The sequence below is a fragment of the Streptomyces griseoruber genome, assembly GCF_001514205.1.
GTDB classification, from domain to species: Bacteria; Actinomycetota; Actinomycetes; order Streptomycetales; family Streptomycetaceae; genus Streptomyces; species Streptomyces griseoruber.
The window spans coordinates 65,377-66,990 of record NZ_KQ948791.1 but is presented as its reverse complement, the minus strand read 5'-3'; the positions used below and the strand labels follow the sequence as shown (position 1 = coordinate 66,990).

1 protein-coding gene and 2 pseudogenes are annotated in these 1,614 nt (G+C 72.0%); all 3 read right to left on the bottom strand.

Annotated elements, in window-relative coordinates:
• A pseudogene (locus tag AQJ64_RS42880) lies at positions 1-474 on the bottom strand (chromosome segregation protein ParM); the annotation flags it as partial.
• 82 nt (positions 475-556) lie between these two features.
• Positions 557-976, bottom strand: coding sequence for a hypothetical protein (locus tag AQJ64_RS42875; protein WP_055637718.1), 420 nt, complete (start codon positions 974-976; stop codon positions 557-559).
• 19 nt (positions 977-995) lie between these two features.
• Positions 996-1,614: pseudogene (locus tag AQJ64_RS42870) on the bottom strand (ATP/GTP-binding protein); the annotation flags it as partial.

Genomic DNA, 1,614 nt, shown 5'->3' with positions numbered 1-1,614 from the left:
GGCGTTCTCCCACATCATCCGCACCTCGCGGGTGAGCAGGTCGGCGCCGTCGTCCGGCACGGCCGGGGACGGCTCCGGGGCTTCGGCGACCTGCAGTGGCGGGGCCGGGGCCGCGGCGGCGGGGCGGTTGCGGCGGCGGGTGTGCCGGGAGAACGGCAGCACCAGGTAGCCGGCCGCCGCCCATCCGGCGGCGAGCAGTCCGTCCAGCCAGTACGGGCCGAAGCCGGTGGTGTGTCCGGCGGCGACGTCGACGGCGGCGGCCAGGACCAGCGGGGTCCAGCGAAGGATCTTGCGTCCGACGCCGGGCTCATCGCTCTTGTAAGCGAGGAACCATGCCCCGGCCCCGGCCACACCGGCGAGCTGCACGACCTGGTTGACGGGACTGTCGGGGTAGACGTTCGGGGCCACGGCCAGCACAGGCGCGGCGAGGGTGTAGGCGAGGCGTTCGAGCGTGACACTGCGCGGCGTGGTCACCGGATCTCCTTCGGGAACGGGCACGGGCGGCCCCGCGATGTCTGCGGGGCCGCCCGTGGCGGGGTGGGGTGGGGGAGTGAGGTCAGCGGTTGAAGAAGCCCGGCCTGGGGGTCTTCTCACGCCGGGTCGAGCGGATGTCGTCCAACGCCCCGTAGAGCTTGGAGTGGGTCCGCCGGCTCCGGTGGGTGAGGTTGGCGGTCTCCTGAGCGGTGTCGCTCAGCTTCTTGACCTGCACGGCCGCGCCCCCAAGGGCAACCGAGACGTTGCCGGTCAGCTCCACGAACTTCGCGTCGAGTCCGGCGGTGCCGATGTCGCGGGCCACGTCTTCTGCGCGTTTGGCGTTGGCCTGGACGCTTTTCACCAGGGCCTCCAGGTCGAGGCCGGCGTCGTCAAGCGCGCTGCCCAGTGCCTTGAGCTTGGCCTGGACGGCCTTGTAGCGGTTGTCGTCGTCGGCCGGGACCGGCACCGGGCTGGCGCTGCTGGGTGCGAGATCGCTGCTCATCAGCGGGTTGCCTCCTTTTCTAGTCGTGGTGGGCGGCGGCCGACGCGTACGTCAGGCCCGCGTCTTCCTTGGCGGCCATGTCCTGGCCGTAGATGCGGGCGACCATCGAGGCCGCGAGCTTGGCGGCCTCCAGGGCGAGACCGCACTCGGACGCGCACCGTTCGGCCTGCTGCCTCATCCGGGCCGCGGCGTCGGCCAGGTCCGAGATCAGCTCGGTGACCTCGGTGGCGATGTTGTGGTCGCCGATCAGGTCGGCGGACATGTCCCGCAAGGCGTCGGCGACCTTGTCGAGTGCTTCCGCGAGGGCTTCGGCCTTCTCCTGGTCGGAGGCGGCCTGGATGGCGATGTTCGCCATCTCCATCAGGTACTCGTCGAACGTGATGTCCGTGCGGTGCTGGGCGGCCAGGCCTCCCTGCCCGGACGGCCTGCTGACCTCCGCGCTGCTCACGCTGCTCCCTTCGGTACTCGTGGACCGGCTGCTGGTGGCCAGTCGGCCGACGACGGCCTGCTCGCTCTCGCCGGGTGCGTCGGTCTCGTCCGGCCGACTGGTGCCGGGGCGCTTGATGACCCCCCGCCTGACGCGCGGTTGCCTGGGCGCGCGGGGCAGGCCGGCGCGACGGGCGGCATACCAGCCGAAC